The sequence below is a fragment of the Salipiger sp. HF18 genome, assembly GCF_011806505.1.
Taxonomy (GTDB): domain Bacteria; phylum Pseudomonadota; class Alphaproteobacteria; order Rhodobacterales; family Rhodobacteraceae; genus Salipiger; species Salipiger thiooxidans.
The window spans coordinates 1-4915 of sequence record NZ_JAATOS010000299.1 but is presented as its reverse complement, the minus strand read 5'-3'; the positions used below and the strand labels follow the sequence as shown (position 1 = coordinate 4915).

The window sequence follows — 4915 nt, the reverse complement described above, 5'->3', positions numbered from 1 at the left end:
GCCAGCTGGCCAAGGAAGGATCCGGGCACCGAGGTGCCGAGGCCTGCCAGCGCGTCGATCGAGGTACCGGCACCGGCGAGCATCAGCACCGCCCAGATCACGATGTTGACCGCGGGCCCGGCAAGGGCGACCGCGATCTCCTGCGCGGGCTTCTCGGGCATGCGCTCGAGCCGCGCCAGCCCGCCGATCGGCAGAAGCGTGATGTCCGGGGTCTGGATGCCGTAGCGGCGGGCGGTCAGGGCGTGGCCGAATTCATGCGCGACGACGCAGGCGAAGAGCGCCAGCACGAAGGCGAGGTTCTGCAGCGCCGCCTGCGGCCCGCCGCTCGACCACGCGGCGACGCCGATCCAGGCGAGCAGCAGGAAGAAGGTCGCGTGGACGCGCAGCTCGGACCCGAACAGCCGCCCGATGGAAAAAGACCAGCTCATGCGATGCACTCCCACCCTGTTACGGGCTCCACCATGGGACAGGGGGCGCAGGGCGGCAAGGGCCGCCGATGCCGCATCCGGGGGTCACCGGCGTCTCGGGGCATCCCTCAGAGCGTGAAGGCCGCGGGCACGGCACCGGTCAGCCCCGGCAGCAGGTGCGCATCCAGCGCGAAGACGTGGCGCGGGGTGCCGGCGGCGGCCCAGATCGTGGTGAACTCGAGCAGCCGCGGATCGATCCAGGCGCGGATCGGCGAGAGGTGACCGACCGGAGCGACGCCACCGATGGCGAAGCCCGTCTGCGCCCGGATCAGCGCCGCATCCGCCTTGCCCAGCGGCTCTCCCGCCAGAGCGGAGGCCCTCTCGGGGCAGACCTTGTTGCCGCCTGCGGTCAGGAACAGCACCGCCTCGCCGCTGGTCTCGGCGCGGATTTTGATCGACTTGGCGATCTGGTCGATCTCGCAGCCCACGCTGTCGGCGGCCTCTTGCGCGGTGCGGGCCTGCCCGACCTCGCGGATGTCGGCGTCGAGGCCCGCGTCTTCCAGCGCGCGGCGCACCCGTGCAAGGCTCTTGCTCATCGTTCTTTCCTCATCCCGTGTCGGTCGTCCAAAGTCCGGCCGGTTAGAGCGCGATGCGACGACGGGTGCAAGACCGCGCCATTGCGCAGACCGGGGCGGCTCGGTCATACAGGCGGCATGAGCTTTGCATCCCGCATCACCCGCCTGCCGCGTGCCCTTGAAACCGACCTCGGAGACGAGGCCCGTGCCGCCGCCCCCTGGGCCGAGGGCGACATCGCCGCGCTGATCGCCGGCGCCGGCGGGTCGAGTCCCTATCTCAAGGGGTTGATCCAGAAGGAGGGCGACTGGCTCGAGGCCGCGGTCGAGTCGCCGGAAGACGCCTTCACCAAGCTTTGCGAAGACCTGGGCGAGAGCGCCGACGATACGCTCGAGACCGCGCTGCGGCAGGGCAAGCGGCGGGTGGCGTTGCTCACGGGTCTTGCCGATCTCGGCGGCGTCTGGGACCTGGAGCAGGTGACCGGGGCGCTGACCCGCTACGCCGACCTGTCGGTGCAGCTCGCTCTGCGCGCCGCCATCGCCCGCGAGATCCGGCGCGGCAAGCTGCCGGGCGCGACCGAGGAAGACATCGCCACGGCGGGCGGCATGGTGGTGCTGGCCATGGGCAAGATGGGCGCATTCGAGCTCAACTACAGCTCGGATATCGACCTCATCTGCCTCTTCGACGAGACCCGCTTCGAGCGCGACGACTTCCACGACGCCCGCAGCGCCTTTGTCCGCGCCACGCGGCGCATGTCGGGCACACTCAACGACCTGACCGGCGAGGGCTACGTCTTTCGCACCGACCTGCGGCTGCGTCCCGATCCCTCGGTGACGCCGGTCTGCATCGCCATGGAGGCCGCCGAGCGCTACTACGAGAGCCTTGGCCGGGCCTGGGAGCGGGCGGCCTACATCAAGGCGCGGCCCTGCGCCGGTGACACCGCGGCGGGCGAGCGCTTCCTCGAGACGCTGCGGCCCTTCGTCTGGCGCCGCCACCTCGATTTCGCCGCGATCCAGGACGCCCACGACATGCGCCTGCGCTACCGCGACAAGAAGGGGCACGGGCCGATCACGCTGCCGGGCCACGACATGAAGCTCGGACGGGGCGGCATCCGCGAGATCGAGTTCTTCACCCAGACCCGCCAGATCATCGCCGGCGGGCGCGACCCGGACCTGCGGGTGCGCGCCACCGTGGACGGGCTGCGGGTGCTGTCGGAAAAGGGCTGGGTGCCGTGGGACGTGACCACGCGGCTGACCGAGCACTACCGCTTCCACCGCGAGGTCGAGCATCGGGTGCAGATGGTTGGCGATGCCCAGACACACCTGCTGCCCGGCAACGACGCGGGGTTCGAGCGGCTCGCGGCACTGATGGGGCGCGAGCGGGCGGGGCTCGAGGAGGAGCTGCGCGCGCGGCTCGAGGAGGTTCACGAGCTCACCGAGGGGTTCTTCGCCCCCGACGCCCGCGACGCCACCGAAAGCGACATCCCCGACGAGATCGAGCGCAGCCCGCTGGTGGCGCGCTGGCCAAGCTATCCCGCTCTGCGCTCAGGCCGGGCGGTGGAGATTTTCAAGCGGCTGAAGCCCGAGATCCTCGGGCGGCTCGCCCGCGCCGCGCGCCCGCAGGAGGCGCTGACCGCCTTCGACGGCTTCCTTGCCGGATTGCCCGCAGGGGTGCAGCTCTTCTCGCTGTTCGATGCCAACCCGCAGCTTGTCGACCTGCTGGTCGACATCGTCTCGACCTCGCCCGATCTCGCGCGGCACCTGTCGCGCAACTCCAGCGTTTTCGATGCGGTGATCGGCGGCGATTTCTTCAGCCCGTGGCCGGGGCCGCAGGCGCTCACCGCCGAGCTCTCCGAGATCCTCGCGCGCGAGGACGACTACGAGAGCCGCCTCGACATGGCGCGGCGCTGGCAGAAGGAATGGCACTTCCGCGCGGGCGTTCATCTGCTGCGCGGGCTGAGCGAGCCCGAGGAAGCGGGGCAGCATTACGCCGATCTGGCCCAGGCCTCGCTGGCGGCGATCCTGCCGGTGGTGGAGGCCGAGTTCGCCCGCAAGCACGGTGCGCCGCCGGGGCGCGGGGCCGTCGTGGTGGGCATGGGCTCGCTCGGCGCGCGGCACCTGCACGCGCTTTCGGATCTCGATCTCATCGTGATCTACGACGCCGACGGGGTCGAGGCCTCGGATGGCCGACGCCCGCTGCCCGCGCGGACCTACTACGCGCGGCTCACGCAGGCGGCGATCACTGCGATGACCGCGCCGATGGCCGAGGGCAAGCTCTACGAGATCGACATGCGTCTGCGGCCCTCGGGCAACCAGGGCCCGGTGGCGACCTCGCTCACCGCCTTCAGCGAGTATCAGCGCGAGCGGGCGTGGGTCTGGGAGCACCTGGCGCTGACCCGCTCGCGGGTGATCGCAGGGCCGCCCGAACTGGCGGCCGAGGTCGAGGCGCTGCGCTCCGAGATCCTTGCAGCCCCTCCTCCGCGCGAGCAGGTGCTGACCGAGCTTTCCGAGATGCGCGCGCGCATCAGTGCCGCGAAGGGCCGGGGAGATGCGTGGGATCCCAAGCTCGGGCGCGGGCGGATGCAGGACATCGAGCTTCTGTCGCAGGCCGGGTCGCTGCTGTCGGGGCAGGCGCCGCGCAGCACCATCCGCGGGCTCGTCGCCGCGGCCCGGCAGGGCTGGCTGCCCAAGGCAGCGGCCGAGCAGCTCGCGGCCACCTACCGGCTGTGCTGGAGCCTGCAGATCGGCGCGCGGCTGATCACCCAGGGGCGGCTCGATCCCGAGAGCCTGGGCGTGGGCGGCTGCGCTTTCCTCACGCGGCTGACCGGCACCGAGGGGCCCGACGACCTGAGCGCCCGGCTGGCGACGATGACGGCTGAGGCCTCGGGTCACATCGACGCGGCGCTGGCCGAGGTGGAGGGGACGTCGGGGGGCTGAGGGGGGCGGGATGCGCCGAAGAGGTCATCCCGAAGAGGCGATCATCCTGACGGATCGCCCGGAGACGCGATCATCCTGAAGGGCATGCCGTCGCCGCGGGTGGCCTGACGGCCATCCCTCGAAAAGGACATCGCCGAGACCACACCGCCTCGCAGCCCGACCCCATCACCGTGCCGGGGGCCGCCGCCGACCCCACCAACCCGCCCCCGACCAACGGAGGGCTTGCGACCCGGACCCGCATCGGGTTCCTTGTGCCGACGGTCCCCGAACCGCCACGGAGCAACATGCCGGAATACCTGCCCATCGCGGTGCCTGACGACCCGAGGCTCGCGCAGAACATCATCCACTTCGCCCGCGCGCTGCGGCGGGCCGGGCTGCCCGTGGGGCCGGGCCGGGTGATCGACGCCATCCGCGCGGTGGCGGCGGCGGGGTTCACCGACCGGATGGACTTCTACTGGACGCTGCACGCCTGTTTCGTGAACCGTCCCGAGCATCGCGTCGTCTTCGCCCAGATCTTCCGCCTCTACTGGCGCGACCCACGCTATCTCGAGCACATGATGTCGATGATGCTCCCCGCGGTGCGCGGTGTGCAGGAGGAGAAACTGGCGCAATCGGCCGAGAAACGCGCCGCGCAGGCGCTGCTCGGCGACCAGATGCCCGAGCTGCCCCAGCCCGACGGCGACGACGAGGGCACCAAGCTCGAGATTGACAGCTCCTTCACCATCTCCGCCGAGGAGCGGCTCAAGACGCTGGACTTCGAGCAGATGTCCACCGCCGAGATCGCCGAGGCCAAGCGCATGCTGGCGCGGCTGCGGCTGCCGGTGAAGCCGATCCCGTCGCGACGGGGCATGGCCGCGCATGGCGGGCGGCGGATCGACTGGCGCCGCACGCTGCGGACCTCGATGCGGCAGGGCGGCGAAATGCGCGAGCTCTCGCACCTGAAGCCGCGCCCGCGCTGGCCGAACCTCGTGGTGCTCTGCGACATCTCGGGAAGCATGG

Annotated in this window: 4 protein-coding genes; 2 read left to right on the top strand and 2 right to left on the bottom strand. The window is 71.2% G+C overall.

Annotated elements, in window-relative coordinates; translation table 11 throughout:
• Together HC022_RS18980 and HC022_RS18975 are read right to left on the bottom strand one after the other, a co-directional pair.
• A partial coding sequence (locus tag HC022_RS18980) for a site-2 protease family protein (RefSeq protein WP_175583645.1) occupies window positions 1–428 on the bottom strand: 428 nt, incomplete at its 3' end.
• Between the two features lie 107 nt (window positions 429–535).
• A complete protein-coding gene (locus HC022_RS18975; protein ID WP_167453464.1) occupies window positions 536–1003 on the bottom strand; it encodes a YbaK/EbsC family protein in 468 nt (155 codons plus the stop codon).
• A gap of 117 nt (window positions 1004–1120) precedes the next feature.
• On the opposite strand from HC022_RS18975, the gene HC022_RS18970 reads away from it, so the two are divergent.
• Both HC022_RS18970 and HC022_RS18965 read left to right on the top strand, forming a co-directional pair.
• The gene (locus HC022_RS18970) at window positions 1121–3916 is read left to right on the top strand and encodes a glutamine-synthetase adenylyltransferase (RefSeq protein ID WP_167453463.1); all 2796 of its coding nucleotides are present in this window, start codon (window positions 1121–1123) and stop codon (window positions 3914–3916) included.
• Window positions 3917–4200: 284 nt separating this feature from the next.
• A partial coding sequence (locus HC022_RS18965; protein WP_167453462.1) for a VWA domain-containing protein occupies window positions 4201–4915 on the top strand: 715 nt, incomplete at its 3' end.